Raw genomic sequence first — 17,695 nt, forward strand, 5'->3', positions numbered from 1 at the left:
ATATGGCAGGGGTAGCTGGATTCGAACCAACGGATGCCGATATCAAAAACCGGTGCCTTACCACTTGGCGATACCCCTAATGCGGCAGAACTTTAATATTTTTGCGTCTTTCTGTCAAGGTAAATTAACAGTAGAACAGCAAAGTATTGTTCTGTCTTTTTGGAAAATGGCAGGGGTAGCTGGATTCGAACCAACGGATGCCGATATCAAAAACCGGTGCCTTACCACTTGGCGATACCCCTATCAGGTAACGTGGAAATGTCTTATTGGTGATTCATTCAAGCTGTTGACCAAGTAAGCTTTACATGGTGCATTTGCAAGAACATCATCAATGTTCATATCACTCGTTACTTCAGCAAAAACACAAGCACCTGTACCTGTAAGTTTTGCAACACCGAACTGGTCGAGATATTGCATCGCTTCATCTACTTCTGGATATAAACTTCTTGCCAAAGGCTCAAAATTATTTCCAAAATCAGATGGCTTTAACTGATAGGCGCAAAATTTAGAGCTCTTCGTGTTTCTTGTCAATGTTTTTTGTGAAAAAAGCAATTGAGTGCTGATAAAACAATCAGGTTTTAACACAATGTATTGTTTTTGATCTAAGTCTATGAATGTTAAGTGCTCACCTATGCCTTCAGCCCATGCATTGCGACCATGGACAAAGATGGGAACATCTGCGCCTAACTGAACACCCAAGTCTGCTAATTGCTCAGAATTTAGCCCGCACTGCCACAGTTGATTGACTACGATTAATGTCGTCGCGGCATCCGATGAACCTCCACCTAAGCCTGCACCCATCGGAACATTTTTTTCAAGATGAATGGATAAACCCGTAGTTGTTTGTGCATACGGCTTAAGTATCTGCGTCGCTTTATAAATCAAATTTTGACTCAAATCGACACTGTTTAAGCCTTCAATATGAATCTCTTGATCCGTACGAGGCTCAAATTCCAACCAATCACATAGATCGATCAACTGGAAAATACTTTGCAGTTCATGGTAGCCGTTTTCACGACGACCCGTAATGTGTAAAAACAAATTCAGTTTTGATGGGGCAGGGACACGGATCATAACGAGATAAACTAGCGGTTTTGAATGACCATTGTAATACGGTTTTCTGCACCATTTTCAAGTGCTTGTTTTAAAATCAATCGATTTGGCATATAGGCTTGTTCGTTATAGCTCAGCTCAACGCTCCAACCATCTTCAATGATCTGTACCGCTCGTTTAGCACTGTCACGTTGGATTTGTGCTTGAACTGTTGCCGGTTTGGCTTGAACCCAATTGACTAAATGGGTGATGGGTGCCTGCCAACCTGTTGCTGTTTTTAAAAGTTCTTCAGGGGTTTCAGCTTGGATGAGGCCAGTTTTAGCACTATTCAGGCTAACTTCACCTGGACGGCCTGTAATTTGCGTTTTACCAACGCCTAAAATTCCACTGAGTTCAATATCAAACTCTTGTTGCTGTTGTACCCATGTAAAAAAAGCACTGCCTGTTTGTTCTGGCGTACGCACCCCAATTTTACCTTGTAAGCTAAATTGTTGATCAGATTCAGTTTGTATGGTGTTTGGATCAAGCTGTGGTTTGGTAAATTGTTGACAGCCTGTTAGTGCCAAGCTACTTGCAGCAAGTAAGCTTAAGCTCAGATTTGAGAAAATACGCATAAAAACTATGAGCTCTTTTTCAGTTGTTGGGGTAACAATAAAGTATTAAGTTGATCCAATTGAGGATCATTTGGGTGTTTTTGTTTGAGTTGTTGTAACACAGTGGAGAATTTTTGCAGATCACCGAGCATATAGACTGAACGCGCATAACGCACGCCAATATTGACACTACCACTGATGAGATAGGCTTTTTCTAAGACTTTGGCTGACGTGCTAAAGTCATTTTGTAAGTAACAAATAAAGCCTAAGGTATCTAAGATGGAGGCCTGTTCAGGGGCATACTCTAAAGCATGTTCAACAAATCTACGTGCATCATCTAAGCGTCTGTTTTGCAAGGCTAAAGTGTATGCATAAGCATTGAGATAGGTTGGGCTATTAGGCTCGATACTTAACAGTTGATTGAGCAACTTTTCAAGTTTGTCTTTATCTGTATGTGGATCCAACATTAGCACTTCAGAATAGATCAGTTCAGGATCATCTGGTAAGTTCTTAATCGCCTCATCTAACAGTCGCATGGCTGCGGCTTTATTATTCATGCGCTTTAAAATATCGGCTTGTGCCTGATACAAGAAGCTTGCATGTTGTGGGTAGTTCACCCGTTCTTGGGTTAAGAAGCGTAAAGCATCATTGGGTTTGTTTTGCAGGGTATAGATACTGATGAGACTGCGGCGCGATACGGTATACAGGCTACCATCGACCAGACGATAGTAGGCCTTGGCTGTTTCAAAATGCTGTTTTCGTTCAGCATTCACCGCAAGATAGTAATAGGCTTCATTTTGATATTCGGCCGAATTACGTAGTTCAACCAGATATTTTTCTGCTTTTTCGTACTTCTTTAAGTCAATACTGGTTAACCCCGCGATAAACAAGGCTTCTTCTTGGTCAGGCCATTTTTTAATCAGGCTCTCAAGCTTGGTTAAGGCTTCATTTGACGCATTAATTTTAATCAGATATTTGGCTTCGGCTAAACGAACATCGACATTGTCGCGGTGTTTACGACTCGATTTTGCATACCAATTACGAGTTTCTTCCTCTTGGCCGAGTGCGCTGAGTAAGTTGGCCTTCATCAGAATGTAGCCTGTGACTTTTCCGCGCTTTTTTAGGGCTTTATTGATGGTAGTCAGGGCTTGTTCAAGCTGTCCATTTTGCGCCTCTAAACCTGCAATTAATGCCAAAATAGAGGGATTATTCCGCTCTTTACTCGAACGTAGCGCTTGGATGAGAATTTCTTGATCTTCAGGTTCTTCAGGGGCAATCCCAGCAAGGATTTGCTCTAAATCGGCATTGGCATCAATGTTTAGAATTTTATCGAGCGTTTCAGCTGCAAGTTCATATTCATGTGCTTTGAGTGCAATGTGAGACAAATAAAATAATGCAGGAACATCGGTGGGCTCTTGCACCACCCAATGCGTTGCAATGTCGAGTGCGGCATGCAAATCATTTTGTTCAAGGGCAATATTTAAAGCGCGCTGTTTAATGGTGGTGGAATTACTTTTAATCGCTAGCACAGTATAGTTGTGCAGGGCAGTCGCGCTGTCTTGGTAAGCCAGTGCAAATTCGGCAATCATACTTTGTTGAATTGCATCATAATTAGATAGCGAAAAATCTCCAGCTGCTCTAAGATGAGCACTAGATGCCATGCTACCGACGAGTAAGAATGTGGTAGAATATTGCTTAATTCTCGCGCCGCTCAGTCGGCAATGTGTTTGACGCAATTTTTCTTGATCCAAGTAATGCTTTTTATGACACCGTTATTGCACAATAGCATAAATTTAGCGAAATGATGATCTGATATGTCTTTCTTTGCATTGGGTGTCAACCATCAAACCGCCTCCGTAGAATTGCGCGAGCAAATTGCATTTAACCCTGAAAAGTTAACGCAACTGCTTGAGCAACAAGGTCAAAACCAAGACTTAAATGAAATGGTGGTGGTCTCTACGTGTAACAGAACAGAAGTGTATGCCATGTCTGAAAACTCAGATATGGTATTGAACTGGCTCGCCCAAGCAAATGGCATAGATGTTAAACAATTGTTGAATCATGTATACCGTTATGAAAATGCGCAGGCTGTCACTCACTTGATGCGTGTTGCAAGCGGTTTAGATTCACTCATGCTCGGTGAACCGCAAATTTTGGGGCAGGTTAAATCTGCACTATCTTTGGCGAAGACTGCACATACTGTTTCTCCTCATTTAAACCGAATTTTTGAATATGCCTTCTATGCGGCGAAACGCGTCCGCTCGGAAACGGCTGTCGGTAGTCATGCCGTATCGATGGGCTACGCGGTGGCTCAGCTTGCATTACAAGTGTTTAGTAAGCCTGAAAAATTGACGGTCATGGTGGTGGCCGCAGGTGAAATGAATAGCTTAGTGGCGAAGCATTTGGCTGAAATGGGCGTCGCGAAAATCCTCATTTGTAACCGTACCCGCGAGCGGGCTGAAATTTTGGCTCAAGAAATAGCCCATCGTGTAGATGTTGAAATCATTGAGTTTGATCAGTTGGCCAATAACTTAGCGCGTGCAGATGTCATTTCCAGTTGTACGGGAAGTTTACATCAAGTAATTGATTATCCAGATGTCAAAGTGGCCTTAAAAAAGCGTCGTTATCAACAAATGTTGATGGTGGATTTGGCTGTTCCGCGTGATATCGACCCGAAAGTGGAAAGTTTGGATGGCGTCTATTTATATGGTGTAGATGACTTGCAGTCGGTGATTGATGAAAATCTTGCTCAGCGTCGTCAGGCGGCGGTTGAAGCAGAGGTGATGGTTAACCAACTAGCAACCGAGTTGGTGACCCAGCAGAAGGTCAATCTCGCAGGTGAAACGATCCATGCTTACCGTCAGCAAGGTGAACAGTTAAGACAAGAAGAATTAGAACTGGCATTGGCACGAATTGAGAAAGGGGAACAGGCGGAACAGGTGATGCAAGAGTTTGCACATCGTTTGACGCAGAAGTTATTACATCCGACCTCGATTATGCTGCGTGAAGCAGCCAAATCAGAAGATCCAAGTCATTTTGAACAAATGCAAATATGTTTAAATGAGACTTTTGACAAACGTCGTAAAACTAAAAAGTAAACCCAGATAAAAAATGCAATAGGTTTAAGTAATCAGTCTTAAGCCTATTTTTTTGGTCAGTTCAAAGAGTTTATGTTTTAAATTTCGTGTCTCAATTAATGAATTTGGGGCTTTAAGTTTAAGTTTTAAATATTTTTCTTCAAGCGAAAGGGCATACTCACTGGCCAGCTTGTCGCCCATTTCAGGTGTTTTGGTCAGAACTTCAATATTGGTGCGCTGCATAATATCGGCAATCGCGTTGGCATAACGGCTACATGCACCCAAAACATAATAGGTTGCCAGTTCTTGGTCATCAGGTAAATCATCAAAGATGCCATCTAAGACTTGTAGCACATGCGCTAAAAGTTCATCTTCAGGTAAATAGGCGCGTAGAGTTTCAAAGTGAATATACAAAAACGGATGATGGATTAGAACGGCGAGGGCGAAGTCTTCATCTTTGGTGCGAATATTAAAAGACAACGAGGCATCGTTGCTGACTTGAGGTGTCCAGCGGCGACCAAAACCGAGTTTTTCTTTGAAGGATTGATTCAGCAAATAACGGAAAGAGCCCGTTTTCGGCAATAAGTCCGTCAGTTGACGTAACTCACTCATGACCTGACTTTTACCTTCAGGGCTACTGATGTCATGGTTCTGCGTCAGATGTGCAAATACAAAGTCTGACAGTAGTGGAGCTTGTTGGAGCAGCTTATTAAAGTTTTCAATGCCTTCGCGACGAATCAATGAATCGGGGTCATGATCATTTGGCAGCACAAAGAACTTCAGCTCACGACCATCATTGAGTAAAGGTAACGCAATTTCTAAAGTACGGCGTGCCGCTTTTTGTCCGGCCACGTCACCATCGAAGGCAATGGTAATACGGTTGTTTTGTTTAAACAGAATATTTAAGTGTTCGGTGTTACTGGCAGTTCCTAAGGTCGCCACGGCACCTGCAATGCCATACTGCTGTAGCGCAATCACATCCATATAGCCTTCGACCATCAGCCAGTCTTGGGCTTTTTGTTTACGGCCTTCATATAAACCATAAAGCAATTGGTTTTTATGAAATACCTCAGAGTCTGGCGAGTTGATGTATTTGGGTTTAATTTCGTCATTTAGAGCACGACCACCGAAGCCCACCACGCGACCTTTGGCATCACGAATCGGAAATATGACGCGATCCCGTAATAAGTCAAAGTCACGACCATTGTCACTGGTGCGAATCAGTCCGAGTAGCTTTAAGCCTTCGATATCTTGCGGGAAAGCTTTTTCTAAGTGTTGCCAGTCCTCAGGTGCATAGCCTAAACGCCAATATGCAATGGTATCTCGACTGAGTCCGCGCTGTTTAAAGTACTGCTGAGCAGCGCGACTATGCGGTAGTTGTTGCTCATAGTATTGCGCAATATTTTCTAACAGGTCGTATAAGTTGCCTTCCTGAACGGGTGTGGTGTTGAAGCCCTCGAAGGTATCAAAATCAGCGTAACCCTCTTGGTAGTCCATGGACTGAAATTCAGCAAAAGGATCATGCTCAATCTGAAACTCAGGTTGTGCTGGAGCTGGCTCGGTTTTCTTGGCTTCTGCGACATCGACCTGTGGTTTTTGGGCAGGTTTAGCTTCGCGCTTATACACCAGTTTTTTCGAGTCACGGTTGTCTTTTGGAAGTTCGATGCCTGTTTGGCTCGACAAATCCTTCATCACATCAATAAAGCTACGACTGTCGATGTCCATTAAAAAACGAATGGCATTACCATTGGCCTGACAACCAAAACAGTGAAAATATTGTTTGTCACGATACACGTGAAAAGATGGTGATTTTTCTTGATGGAACGGACAACAGCCTGAATAGGTTCGACCTGACTTTTTAAGTTTCACACGTTGACCAATCAGGTCGACAATGTCGGTCCGATCTAAAATTTGGTCAATGGTGTGTTGAGGAATAGCCATGTCGAATCGTCAGTCGCTGATGTTTTGAAAACCGTGAAAAGAAGCAGAGATGGAGGTTTTAAAATGCAAAAACCCATCGGATCTAGTTTGTTTTGTATACCGTTTAGGCGTTTTGATCAAGCGGAAATCGCACAAAACAAAAGGGCAAGTATGATAACTTGCCCTTTCTAAAATAGCGAATATTTCAGAGGAATTATTCGGTTTCAGTATTGATGTTTTGCTGTGTCTCAGGGCGATCGAGTAAACCGAAACTGATACGGTTGGTAAAGCTGCGCTCTGTTGTTTGTTTCGGCTGTTCGATTTTTTCTTCAGAACTGTTTTGTTCTTCACGACCAAACACACCTAAAGTCGCACGGTTGACCCAACTGGCTTCTTTACGGGCAGCACGTAAGTTCACTTCACCATTCGATTTCACTAAATTTGGATAATTTAGTTTCAAGACATCGGTATATTGTTGCGCAGTTTCCTTGTCACCCAATTGGTTGTACGAATAAGCGACAGTTGCTAAAGCTTCAGGCACTTGAGGGCTTTGCGGATAATGTTCAATCACCCATTGAGCACGCTCTAGTGCTGCGACCCATGCTTTACGCTTGATATTAAAACGTGCGGCATTCATTTCGCTTTCAGCCAACTCATTGCTGATAAATTTCATGCGCTGTGCGGCATCTACAGCATAAGTACTTGAAGGGTAACGACGAATAAAGTCTACGAAGTTTTGATACGCCACTTTAAGATAGCTGACATCGCGATGTGCTTGCTTTAAAGAAGTATAACGAATCAAACCATCATAGTTTTGTTCCATGTTGGCTACACCACGTACATAGTAGGCATAGTCCACATTTGGATGTAGAGGGTTCAAACGAATGAAACGATCAGCCAGTGCAATTGCACCTTCATAATCTTTTTGCTGAAACTTCACATAGAGCAGCTCTAGTTGAGCTTGTTGTGCATATTCACCTGTAGGGTAATAGGTATCTAATGCTTCTAAGTGTTTTGCAGCGTCGGTATATTGACCACTTTGCAGTGCTTTTTCTGCTTTTTGAATATAAACCTGTTCACTCGATTGTGGACCGGTATCTACCACTTCTTTCTTGGGATTGCTGCTACAGCCTACCATTGCAGATGCAATGCCAATCGTTAGAGCAAGCATTGTCATTTTATAATGTGGTAGCGACATAAAAATTCCTCTGTTAATACGGGCAATGAGCTACAATTGCGCTATTAAATCACTTTTATTTGAATGATCAAATGGCTCAAGCACAATCTTCCGATCCAAATTTCCCTGAAACCGATTTCAATTTACTTGAAGATTCTGAGGATGCAGATAACCATACTTCAAGCTCTACTGCAACACGTTTATCGTTGCAATTTCAATTGGATGAAACTTATCTCGGACAGCGTATAGACCAAGTCGCAGCAACGATTTGGAGCGACTTTTCGCGTGAAAAACTCAAACAGTGGCTAAAAGAAGGCCATTTGTTGGTAAATGGTAACAGTGTCAAACCGAAATATAAATGTGAAGGATTTGAACTGTTAACCCTTGAAGTTGAGTTAGAAGCCCAAACTCGTAGTCTGCCTGAAGATATTCCACTGGATATCGTCTATGAAGATGATGACATTATTGTCGTCAATAAACCTGTTGGTATGGTGGTTCACCCAGGTGCGGGCAACTCATCAGGTACGTTGGTAAATGCATTACTGCATCACTATCCAAAATCGGCAGAACTGACTCGTGCGGGTTTGGTGCATCGCATTGATAAAGATACTTCTGGTTTGTTGGTCGTTGCGAGAAACTTAGAAGCGCAATTTTCACTGAGCAAGCAATTAGCTAAAAAAACGGTTTATCGTGTTTATGACCTAATTGTGTATGGCAATGTGATTGCTGGCGGCACGGTGGATGAACCGATTAAACGTCACCCCGTCGATCGTGTCAAAATGGCGGTATTACCAGGTGGTAAAGACGCTGTAACACACTACAACGTGAAAGAACGCTTCCAACATTTCACCCGTATCCAAGCGCGTCTTGAAACTGGACGTACGCATCAGATTCGTGTGCATTTTAGTTATATTGGTTTTGGTTTAGTTGGCGATCCTGTGTATATGCCGCGTGTGCGTGTGCCCGCAGGTGCAACAGAACTTCTAGATGAGACCTTGCGTAGTTTTAGACGTCAAGCCTTGCATGCAGCAGAGCTCGGTTTGAAACACCCACGTACAGGTGAAGAAATGTTGTTTAAAGCGCCGTGGCCGACAGACTTGGCGACCTTGGTCGATGTACTCCGTACGGAAAACAAAGCCTACTAAGTTATAGCTGAATCATCATAAGGACAGTATATGCAATTTGTTCAAGGACTTCCGGCAGGTGTTTTTGTGGGGCAAACCCGTGTACATCATGATCGTGCTTTAGAGACCACTCAAACTGAACTACAAGGCTTTAATTTGGCTTTGCATGTACAGGATGATGCTGCACGTGTGCAACAGCATCGCATGATCTTGCTCGAAGAGTTTGCAGGCTATGGGGTCGATAAAATCACATGGATGACGCAAACCCATAGCACCATTTGCCGTGTAGTGAATGAGCAAATTGGCTTTGATGCTCAAGAAGGGGATGGTTTGGTGACACAGCGACCAAAGCATGCCCTGATGATGATGACAGCCGATTGTTTACCTGTGGTTTTAGGTAATGCTGATGGAAGCGAAGTGGCCAATTTGCATGCAGGTTGGCGTGGGCTGGCGCATGGCATTATTGAAAATACCATTGCCAGCATGAACACTCAGCCGACATGGGCTTGGTTGGGCGCAGCTATTAGCCAACCTTGTTTTGAAATTGGGGCGGAAGTAAAAGAAGCCTTTTGTTCAAAGTATGCTGAGCTTGAGTCTGCATTTCAAACAGGTGCGCAAGCTGGAAAATATTATGCTGACTTATATGCGATCGCCAAATTCATTCTAAAACAGCACGGTATTGAAGTGGTTTCTGGTGGTGATCAGTGTTCCTTTAGCCAGTCGAATGAGTACTTTTCTTATCGACGTCATGCCAAAACTGGGCGTATGGCGACCTTTGTGTTTATGCAATAGTTTGGGTTTCTGATCAAGTGCTTGGCTGTTTTAATCCTTGCACTTACTCCCCACTCTACGAGTGGAAGTGTTAAACTTAACTCAATTCTTTGGTCTTAAAAATTTCCATGTCTGTACCTGATCTTGTTTCTGCTACACCTGTTCATGTGTGTGTGGTTTATCATAGCGCCTATGGTCATACGGCGAAAGTCGCTCAGTATATTGCACAAGGTGCAGAGCAGGCGGGTGCTGATGTGCATTTAATTTCTGTTGCTGCAGTGCAGTGGGACTTGTTAGATCAGGCTGATATTATTGTGATGGGTTGCCCAACGTATATGGGCAGTCTTACAGCAGCGCTTAAGCAGTTTATGGAAGATTCCTCTAAGCGTTGGTTAGCACGGGCTTGGCAAGGAAAACTGGCTGCAGGCTTTACCAATGGTGGTGGCTTAAGTGGCGATAAACTGGCGGTATTACAACAGATTAATTTATTTGCTATGCAGCATGGTATGCTGTGGGCTGGTTTACCGTTTATGCCGACGGGACGTAGCCAACACGATATTAATCGGATGTCGAGCTTTTTAGGTTTGATGACTCAGTCAGACAACGCCAGTGTTGAAATAACCCCACCCGAAGGTGACTTGGAAACTGCTCGAAAGTTCGGAAAATATCTGGTCGAGCTAAAAGCTGACTATTAACAGTTCTAATAATAGAAAACCTCCACATGGGAGGTTTTTTATTATTTATGCATAATACGGGCTTTATCACGTTGCCAGTCACGGTCTTTTTCCGTGGCACGTTTGTCATGCAGCTGTTTGCCTTTCACTAAAGCGATTTCTAATTTCGCACGTGGTCCTTTCCAATAAGCAACAAGCGGAACGCATGAATAACCTTTTTGATTCACTGCGCCGAGTAACTTATCGAGTTCACGACGATTCAACAGTAACTTACGGGTACGGGTCGCCTCAGGAACAATGTGCGTAGATGCACTGAGTAAAGGCTGAATTTGAGCACCGAACAGGAAAGCTTCACCATTTTTAAAGGTGATATAACTCTCAGACAGCGTCATACGACCTGCACGTAATGATTTCACTTCCCAGCCTTGCAGTGACAGGCCAGCTTCAAATTTTTCTTCAATAAAATAGTCGTGACGTGCACGTTTATTCTGTGCAATCGTCCCGCTGGTATTTTTTTTAACTACAGTTGCTTTCGCCATAATCAATTACTTCCAACAATGTACCTATTGTGCCTTAAAGCAGGGTTAAGGTGAAGTTTTTTCAAATTTATGGAGTTTCTTCACCTATAAAACAAGTTTTTGCTAAAATATGGCTCTACAAAATCAACAGAGTAAAAATGGATGTCTAAAACTCGCGTCATTTACCCGGGGACTTTTGATCCAATTACCAATGGTCATATTGATTTGGTCACACGTGCATCACGTATGTTTGATGAAGTGGTGGTGGCCATTGCCATTGGTCATCATAAAAACCCTCTCTTTAGTTTAGAAGAGCGTGTGAGCTTGGCCAAAGCATCATTAAGCCATCTTGATAATGTTGAGTTTGTAGGTTTTGATGGTTTGTTGGTGAATTTCTTCCGTGAACAAAAAGCAACGGCTGTACTGCGAGGATTGCGTGCAGTGTCTGACTTTGAATACGAGTTCCAGTTAGCCAATATGAACCGTCAACTTGATTCACACTTTGAGGCGGTATTTTTAACGCCGTCAGAGCAGTATTCATTTATTTCATCGACGTTGATTCGTGAAATAGCACGTTTAAAAGGTGATGTGACCAAGTTTGTACCGCAAGCTGTAGTCGCTGCTTTTGAACGTAAACATCAACAAGGTTGGTAATGTGTCTTTATATATAACCGATGAATGCATCAATTGTGATGTTTGTGAACCTGTGTGTCCCAATGAAGCCATTTTCATGGGGGAATTGATTTATGAAATCAATCCAGACTTATGCACAGAGTGTATCGGACATTATGATAAACCGCAGTGTCAATTGTTCTGTCCAGTGGACTGTATTCCGCTTGATCCCAATCATGCGGAAACTGAGGATGAGCTCATGGATAAATATAAAAAGCTGATTGCTCAAAAAAGCGCAAGCAATTAAGTCTAAGATTTGATACTATGCGCCTCGAAGTGAGCCAGACGATCGCTGCTGTGGAGATCTCCGTGATTGAAGCAGGGGAGGAAAGTCCGGGCTTCATAGGGCAAGGTGCCAGGTAACGCCTGGGCGGCGTGAGCCGACGGAAAGTGCAGCAGAGAGTAGACCGCCTTCATTATGGTTTCGAGCAATCGAAATCGGAGGTAAGGGTGAAAGGGTGCGGTAAGAGCGCACCGCATGGCTGGTAACAGTTCATGGCATGGTAAACCCCACCGGAAGCAAGACCAAATAGGGATCCTTTAGGCATGGCCCATGCTGGATCCGGGTAGGTCGCTTGAGCGTATGAGTGATTGTACGCCTAGAGGAATGATCGTTCTCGACAGAACCCGGCTTATCGGCTCACTTCAACAAATTTTGATCAATTAAGCGCGCAAGGTACTTGACGTACTAGTGAGAAAACCACATAATGCGCGCACAGTTTACGGCTATGTAGCTCAGTTGGTTAGAGCACCGCACTCATAATGCGGGGGTCACAAGTTCAAGTCTCGTCATAGCCACCATTTTTATAGATCATGCTCTCAGCATGATCTTTTTTTTTGTGGGGAATTTGCGAGAAATAAAGGCCGTAAAACTGTCTTTATTTACTTGCCATTTCTGAAATGGCCTTGTGGTTCAATGCACCGTTATTTCGATATTTAAACCAAAGCTATGGCTGCTGACATTTATGATCCTTTTAGAACTTCCCCTCGCAGTGAAGGTTTTCAGGCGTTAAATTGATCTGCATCTGTAAGTTTTGAATGTGTTGCCAATTGGCTTGATGTTCGGGCAATGCAAAGATTTGATGATCGACTAAATTGAGTTTTTTTAAAGAGATGTGCTGACTTGCACAGTAGCGTCCTTCGGCTCTTTCTAAAGCCAAGTTTTGTTGTGCAGTTGGGCTTAAGCGATCTGCCGTCAGGATTTTTTGTTGTCCTTTGGCATAGTTGACCAATATCTCTCGATCTTTTAGGCTAAATAATAGGTTGGAGTTGATATAGGTCGCTACATCACGCCGTACACCATTATAGTCGGTGATCATGGGGGAAATCAGCTGACAACTGCTCAATGCTGTAGTGCTTAGGATGAAGAAAAAACAGACTCTCTTTTTCATTATCTTTCTCGTAAATATGCCTAACTTAAATATAGCTTGCAGTATAAAAATAAGTTTAAAAAGAGTAGTTTGCTGAAAAATTGATAGTTTAAAGTGTATTTGTTTATGGAATAACCATTTGTGTGTAAAAAGGGTTGACGCTTGTCTTTGAACTTTGCATAATGCGCGCACAGTTTACGGCTATGTAGCTCAGTTGGTTAGAGCACCGCACTCATAATGCGGGGGTCACAAGTTCAAGTCTCGTCATAGCCACCATTTTAAAAGACCAAGCTCTCAGCTTGGTCTCTTTTTTTTTGCTTAAAAAATAGATTTGAATATGTCGATATAAAAAAGCCCAAACATCTGTTTGGGCTTTTTTATTGGAACAGCTGCTTATATGCCTGCTTTCCAGCCATTCATGATCGGGTAGCGACGTTCACGGCTAAATGCACGTGAGCTGATACGCGGACCAATTGCGCCTTGGCGACGTTTGTATTCATTGAAATCGACCAAACGAATCACTTTTGTAACCACTTCAGCATCAAAGCCTTTGGCAATGATGTCATCTTGGCTCATATCTTCTTCGATATAGGCATACAAAATGGCATCCAGTACATCATATGGCGGTAAAGAGTCTTGGTCTTTTTGATCTGGACGTAGCTCTGCTGAAGGTGGACGAGTAATCACACGCTCAGGAATCACTGGCTTGTCTGAAATGCTGTTTCGGTATTTCGCAAGTTCAAACACAATGGTTTTATACACATCTTTCAGTACTGCAAAACCACCCACCATGTCACCATAGAGCGTGCAGTAGCCCACAGCCAATTCTGATTTGTTGCCTGTAGACAGGACTAAATTACCAAATTTGTTTGATAAACCCATCAGAAGTGTACCGCGGGCGCGCGCTTGTAAGTTTTCTTCAGTTGCATCCGCAGGGCTGTTGCCAAAGAACGGATAAAGCGTTTGCATAAAGCTGTTCACAATCGGGTTGATTTCAGCAATCCCAAAAGTCACCCCCATACTCTTCGCTTGTTCAGCAGCATCTTCTACACTGATTTGAGCGGTATAGGTATATGGCATCATTACGGCTTGGACTTTGTCGGCGCCAATCGCATCAGCTGCAATTGCAAGAGTTAAAGCTGAGTCGATCCCGCCTGATAAACCAAGAATCACCCCAGGGAAACCTGAGCGTTGTACATAGTCGCGAGTCGCCATCACTAAGCTTTGATAAATCTCTGCCATAGTGTCTAAAGCAGGCGGCAGAGCATTGGCCTTAAAAGCTTGTTGTTCTGCTTCGTATTCAGCGAAATACAGAGACTCTTTAAAGCTTTCTGCTTGAAGTACAACTGAACCATTTTTGGCAATCACGAAGCTTGTACCATCAAAGATCAGGTCGTCTTGACCGCCGACTTGGTTGGCATAAACCAAGTTGAGGTTCATTTGTTTTGCCAATGCAGACATGGTTTCAACGCGGTGCTGCGGTTTACCGACTTCATATGGTGAAGCATTTAAAACCAATGCCGTTTCTACATTGAGCTGTGCCAGTTGTTGTACGGTTGAAAGTGACCAAACATCTTCACAAATCAACACACCAAACTTATGCCCCAGATATTCAAAAACAAGATGTTGATGCCCTTCGGTAAAGTAACGCTTTTCATCAAACACGCTATAGTTTGGCAAGTTTTGTTTGTTATACACACCCAAAACCTGTCCATCTTTCATGACCGCAGCGGCGTTGTAGCGTTGACCATCTTCGGTTTGATTGACAAAACCAAAGACCATTACAATGTCTTTTACTGTTTTAAGTTGTTCAAAAACTTGTTGCGTGCGTTTGGTTAGGCTTGGACGTAGAAGTAAATCTTCTGCTGGGTAACCAATGCTCGAAAGTTCTGGAAAAATAATTAAATCAGCATTTTGTTTTTTTGCTTCATTGGCCTGTTCCAACATTTTTTGGGCATTTGCTTCAAGGTTGCCAATGTGCGGAGAGAACTGTGCAAGTGCAATTTTAAAACTTTTCATTTCCAACTAAATCCTATACCTATAGGGATATACACGACGATTGAGTTTGTTATAGCTATAAGTTCTACGTGGTGTAAGTGACGATAAACAAATAGAAGTATTAATCAATAATAAGTGCGAATACTATATACGAAATGCGATTTTTTTTAAGGGATATTCTAAAAAAAATCCGTAAATGTCCTTAAAAAGAACAAATTATTCTAATGTCTTTATGGAGTGTGATTGTGTGGTTTCAACCGCTTTTACAAAAAATACAGCAAAAGTTTGAACTTAAAAATCGGCCCTTGACTGAAGCGGAGAAAAAGCTCGCCAGCAGTATTTTTGGGAACAGTCTGAACATGGATTCGGTTCGAATTATCGCGCATCGGGCAGTGCTGCCACATTATGCGATTAGCCCGAATGGATATGTCTATTTTAATATCAAAGACTGGTGCGAAAATTTTGCCGATCAATCCATTCATCAACAAGCTTGGTTGATTCATGAGCTAACGCATGTTTGGCAAATTCAGCAGGGACTCGCTGTAGTCCGTCAAGCACTTTTTAACCGTCAATACCGCTATGCATTAAAACAAGGAAAGCAGTTTTTAAGCTATGGCATTGAACAGCAGGCGCAAATGGTGCAAGACTACTTTCTCAAAAAACACTATGGCGAAGAATGCTCAGCCTATGAGCAGTGTATTCCCTTTGTGGCACACAAAGCCTCGTTCTGACCCCGATAGATAAATCTGTGGAGTGATTGTTAGACAACAGATTTTAAAGTCATAAATTGCAAATCATTTGAAGAAAAATGCCAGTGGCATAGGGGAAGCGGACTCTTATTTTGAATGTAAAGCACAGGTAAAAATCGTGAGATTGAGCCTGAAAAATGAGCTAAAAATAAGAAGGAATGTCCTATGCGTATTGCTCTTCCATTGAAAGGTAAAGCCAGCCAAATTTTTGCAGGATCAGTATTTGATGCTGAAAAACAGTCTGCGATTATTCCAATTCGGCATATGAAATTTGACTTTGAAGCTGAAAAAATTGATCCCAAATTTTACTTAAATGCCGAGTTGGCCAGTGCTTACTTTGCATCACTCTCGATCTTTCTGACCTATGGTGAAGACTTGGTGATTGATACCGCCCGTTATCACCGTGATTTCCTCACAGACCCTGTATTAAAACAACGTGTGACTTCTTTAATTGGACAGGAGGCATTGCATTCAAAACTACATGAAGAATTGAACGATACCTTTAAACAGGTTGATTTACCCGTTGGCATTTTTCGCTATTTAGCTGAAATCGTTTTTGATTACGGTTTTAACCGTTTACCACAACCGATGAAATTGTCTTTGATGGCAGGCATTGAACATTTTACCGCAGTGCTGTCTGAATATATGATGAACCATGAAGAGATTTTCTTTGATTCTCAAGATGAAAAGCAGCGTGCGATTTGGATGTGGCACATGCTAGAGGAATCTGAGCATAAAGACATTGCATATGATGTGTTTCAATCACTTTCCAATAATTATGCCTTACGTATTGCAGGCTTTTTTCCAGCCCTTATCACCATTTTACTGCTGATTTCTGTGGCATCGGTTTTTGTCCCGTTTTATCGCAAACCGTCTAATTTGGTGAGCCTTAGTTACTGGAAGGATGTGCCGCGCAGTTTCAGCCTCTTGTTTGGGTTGAAACGAGGTGTTTATGGCAGTAGTTGGATGCATATTTTTGACTATTTACGTCCGAGCTTTCACCCGAATGACTATGACACTTCTGCATTTTTAGATTATTACAAAGAGCGTTTACTACATCCTGAAACAGGAGTGTTAACCCCCTATTTCACTAAAGAATTTACTCCAGTACTGAAATCATAAAAAGGAGGTTATGACATGGGACTGTTGAGTAAAAAAAATAAACCAAGTCAAAAGGCCTACGCAGTTGTAACGGGTGCAGGTAGTGGAATTGGTCGTAGCTTTGCACTGGAACTGGCAAAACGCGGTGGTGATGTCATCTGTGCAGATATTGAATTAAGCTCAGCACAGGAGACTGTAGATTTGATTCAGTCGATGACATCTTCGTCAGCCTATGCGGTGCATTGTGATGTTGGATTAAAAGAATCTGTATACGCTTTGGCGGAGCAAGCGGAACAGCTTTTGGGACATCCTGTTACTTTGCTCATCAATAATGCGGGAGTTGGGTTAGGTGGTAAGTTTGATGAGGTATCGCTGGAGGATTGGCAGTGGTGTATGCACGTCAACCTTTGGGGGGTAATTCATGGTTGCCACTACTTTGTACCTAAATTTAAACAGCAAGGTTTTGGTGCCATTATCAATGTGGCATCGGCAGCGGGCTATACCGCAGCCCCTGAAATGACAGCGTACAACGTGACTAAGTCTAGTGTTTTGGCACTATCAGAAACCTTAGCTTCAGAGCTTCAGGCTTATAACATTGCAGTCAATGTGCTGTGTCCGACCTTGGTGCCGACCAATATTATGAAGAATGGGCGTTTGCCAAGTCGCTATTCTGGACTGGCTGACAAACTGCTGATGAACCATGCGTTTACAACCAGTGATGCTGTAGTCAAAAAAACATTAAATCGCTTAGATGCAGGCAAGCTTTATACCATTCCACAACCCGATGCCAAATTGTTCTGGTGGATGAAGCGTGCATCGCCAAGCTTATACGTCAAACTTTTAGGTCTGGGTTACCCACTGTTTAATCAAATCACAAAATAAGAATAGAGAAAAATGA

17 protein-coding genes, 4 tRNA genes and 1 other RNA gene are annotated in these 17,695 nt (G+C 42.6%); 12 read left to right on the top strand and 10 right to left on the bottom strand.

Features of this window, described 5'->3' with window-relative positions; translation table 11 throughout:
* Positions 1-3 precede the first annotated feature (3 nt).
* The 5 genes from RR876_RS04230 to RR876_RS04250 all read right to left on the bottom strand — a co-directional run bounded on the left by RR876_RS04230 (position 4) and on the right by RR876_RS04250 (position 3,382).
* A tRNA-Gln gene (locus tag RR876_RS04230) sits at positions 4-78 on the bottom strand.
* Positions 79-167: 89 nt separating this feature from the next.
* Positions 168-242, bottom strand: a tRNA-Gln gene (locus RR876_RS04235).
* Position 243: 1 nt separating this feature from the next.
* Positions 244-1,074 (bottom strand): 4-(cytidine 5'-diphospho)-2-C-methyl-D-erythritol kinase, encoded by an 831-nt coding sequence (gene ispE / locus RR876_RS04240; RefSeq protein WP_332476622.1) that lies wholly within the window; start codon positions 1,072-1,074, stop codon positions 244-246.
* Positions 1,075-1,085: 11 nt separating this feature from the next.
* On the bottom strand, positions 1,086-1,667 hold the full coding sequence (lolB, locus tag RR876_RS04245; protein WP_332476621.1) for a lipoprotein insertase outer membrane protein LolB: 582 nt from the start codon (positions 1,665-1,667) through the stop codon (positions 1,086-1,088).
* Between the two features lie 5 nt (positions 1,668-1,672).
* Positions 1,673-3,382, bottom strand: a complete 1,710-nt coding sequence (locus RR876_RS04250) for a hypothetical protein (protein WP_279045086.1) — start codon at positions 3,380-3,382, stop codon at positions 1,673-1,675.
* A gap of 78 nt (positions 3,383-3,460) precedes the next feature.
* On the opposite strand from RR876_RS04250, the gene hemA reads away from it, so the two are divergent.
* On the top strand, positions 3,461-4,744 hold the full coding sequence (hemA, locus tag RR876_RS04255; protein ID WP_332476620.1) for a glutamyl-tRNA reductase: 1,284 nt from the start codon (positions 3,461-3,463) through the stop codon (positions 4,742-4,744).
* A 24-nt stretch (positions 4,745-4,768) separates the two neighbouring features.
* On the opposite strand, the gene RR876_RS04260 is transcribed toward hemA, so the two are convergent.
* Together RR876_RS04260 and RR876_RS04265 are read right to left on the bottom strand one after the other, a co-directional pair.
* On the bottom strand, positions 4,769-6,664 hold the full coding sequence (locus RR876_RS04260) for a DNA primase (RefSeq protein WP_332476619.1): 1,896 nt from the start codon (positions 6,662-6,664) through the stop codon (positions 4,769-4,771).
* Between the two features lie 193 nt (positions 6,665-6,857).
* A complete protein-coding gene (locus tag RR876_RS04265) occupies positions 6,858-7,841 on the bottom strand; it encodes an outer membrane protein assembly factor BamD (RefSeq protein WP_332476618.1) in 984 nt (327 codons plus the stop codon).
* 71 nt (positions 7,842-7,912) lie between these two features.
* Here RR876_RS04265 and rluD point away from each other — a divergent pair, with 71 nt between their 5' ends.
* From rluD to RR876_RS04280, 3 genes are all read left to right on the top strand, one after another.
* Positions 7,913-8,965, top strand: a complete 1,053-nt coding sequence (rluD, locus tag RR876_RS04270; protein ID WP_332476617.1) for a 23S rRNA pseudouridine(1911/1915/1917) synthase RluD — start codon at positions 7,913-7,915, stop codon at positions 8,963-8,965.
* Between the two features lie 30 nt (positions 8,966-8,995).
* Entirely contained in the window at positions 8,996-9,736 is a 741-nt protein-coding gene (gene pgeF / locus RR876_RS04275; RefSeq protein ID WP_332476616.1) for a peptidoglycan editing factor PgeF, read from the top strand.
* Between the two features lie 107 nt (positions 9,737-9,843).
* A complete protein-coding gene (locus RR876_RS04280; protein WP_205667703.1) occupies positions 9,844-10,410 on the top strand; it encodes a flavodoxin family protein in 567 nt (188 codons plus the stop codon).
* Positions 10,411-10,451: 41 nt separating this feature from the next.
* Here the strand turns inward: RR876_RS04280 and smpB are convergent, their stop codons facing one another.
* Positions 10,452-10,928: an SsrA-binding protein SmpB gene (gene smpB, locus RR876_RS04285; RefSeq protein WP_004695532.1), complete on the bottom strand. Its 477-nt coding sequence runs from the start codon at positions 10,926-10,928 to the stop codon at positions 10,452-10,454.
* Positions 10,929-11,069: 141 nt separating this feature from the next.
* Here smpB and coaD point away from each other — a divergent pair, with 141 nt between their 5' ends.
* The 4 genes from coaD to RR876_RS04305 all read left to right on the top strand — a co-directional run bounded on the left by coaD (position 11,070) and on the right by RR876_RS04305 (position 12,380).
* Entirely contained in the window at positions 11,070-11,561 is a 492-nt protein-coding gene (coaD, locus tag RR876_RS04290; protein ID WP_004695534.1) for a pantetheine-phosphate adenylyltransferase, read from the top strand.
* Between the two features lies 1 nt (position 11,562).
* Complete coding sequence (locus tag RR876_RS04295; RefSeq protein ID WP_004695536.1) at positions 11,563-11,826, top strand: YfhL family 4Fe-4S dicluster ferredoxin; 264 nt, start codon at positions 11,563-11,565, stop codon at positions 11,824-11,826.
* Positions 11,827-11,852: 26 nt separating this feature from the next.
* Positions 11,853-12,230, top strand: an RNA gene (gene rnpB / locus RR876_RS04300) — RNase P RNA component class A.
* Between the two features lie 73 nt (positions 12,231-12,303).
* Positions 12,304-12,380: transfer RNA gene (locus RR876_RS04305), tRNA-Met, on the top strand.
* A 173-nt stretch (positions 12,381-12,553) separates the two neighbouring features.
* On the opposite strand, the gene RR876_RS04310 is transcribed toward RR876_RS04305, so the two are convergent.
* Positions 12,554-12,970: a hypothetical protein gene (locus RR876_RS04310; RefSeq protein ID WP_332476615.1), complete on the bottom strand. Its 417-nt coding sequence runs from the start codon at positions 12,968-12,970 to the stop codon at positions 12,554-12,556.
* 178 nt (positions 12,971-13,148) lie between these two features.
* Between RR876_RS04310 and RR876_RS04315 the strand changes: the two genes are divergently transcribed.
* Positions 13,149-13,225, top strand: a tRNA-Met gene (locus RR876_RS04315).
* A gap of 117 nt (positions 13,226-13,342) precedes the next feature.
* Here RR876_RS04315 and RR876_RS04320 read toward each other — a convergent pair.
* Positions 13,343-14,968 (bottom strand): NAD+ synthase, encoded by a 1,626-nt coding sequence (locus RR876_RS04320; protein ID WP_332476614.1) that lies wholly within the window; start codon positions 14,966-14,968, stop codon positions 13,343-13,345.
* 203 nt (positions 14,969-15,171) lie between these two features.
* On the opposite strand from RR876_RS04320, the gene RR876_RS04325 reads away from it, so the two are divergent.
* From RR876_RS04325 to RR876_RS04335, 3 genes are all read left to right on the top strand, one after another.
* Positions 15,172-15,678: a type IV secretion protein Rhs gene (locus RR876_RS04325; protein ID WP_332476613.1), complete on the top strand. Its 507-nt coding sequence runs from the start codon at positions 15,172-15,174 to the stop codon at positions 15,676-15,678.
* Positions 15,679-15,861: 183 nt separating this feature from the next.
* Positions 15,862-16,818 (top strand): metal-dependent hydrolase, encoded by a 957-nt coding sequence (locus RR876_RS04330; protein ID WP_332476612.1) that lies wholly within the window; start codon positions 15,862-15,864, stop codon positions 16,816-16,818.
* Between the two features lie 15 nt (positions 16,819-16,833).
* Entirely contained in the window at positions 16,834-17,679 is an 846-nt protein-coding gene (locus RR876_RS04335) for an SDR family NAD(P)-dependent oxidoreductase (RefSeq protein WP_332476611.1), read from the top strand.
* Positions 17,680-17,695: the final 16 nt, after the last annotated feature.

This window comes from Acinetobacter sp. (assembly GCF_036666595.1).
Taxonomy (GTDB): Bacteria; Pseudomonadota; Gammaproteobacteria; order Pseudomonadales; family Moraxellaceae; genus Acinetobacter.